1 protein-coding gene is annotated in these 530 nt (G+C 63.2%); it reads right to left on the reverse strand.

Annotation, left to right across the window (positions count from 1 at the left end):
- The coding region (locus NKI25_RS36415; protein WP_353001013.1) for a M20/M25/M40 family metallo-hydrolase at nt 1-388 on the reverse strand (388 nt) is incomplete at its 3' end.
- Nucleotides 389-530: the final 142 nt, after the last annotated feature.

Genomic DNA, 530 nt, shown 5'->3' on the forward strand with positions numbered 1-530 from the left:
CGCCACGCAGGATCATCTCGGCGGCATCAGCCAGTACCTGACAGCCGAGCACGAGGTCGGCATCGTCTGTATTTTCCGTCCAGTGATGGCTGATACCGCCGATGCTTGGCACGAAAAGCATCGCAGCCCTCAGTTTCCGGGCCACGACCTGTGCGTCGTGGCTGGCGCCGCTTGGCATCCTCACGTAGGCGTCGGGAGCATGGCGCGCGGCCGCATTCTCTATCGCTGCCTGGAAGGCGGAATCCATCTGCCATGGTTTGCCGGTCGCGGTCCGCTCAATCTCGGCCCGGCAGCCCGTTCTGATCGCGGTCTCTTCTACCAGTTCCCTTAGCACCGTATCGAGGCGCTCAAGCACCGGCATCTCTGAATCCCGGAACTGGAACAGCATCTCTGCCTTCCTCGGAATTATGTTGGGGGCGCCCGGCTCCAGCGTGATGCGGCCTGTGGTCCAGACAGAACGCGGGCCGGCTATTTCAGGAAAGCGCTCGACAACGGCCATGGCCAGCGTAGCTGCAGCGACGCCCGCATCC

Source organism: Mesorhizobium sp. M0808, from assembly GCF_040320025.1.
GTDB lineage: Bacteria > Pseudomonadota > Alphaproteobacteria > Rhizobiales > Rhizobiaceae > Mesorhizobium.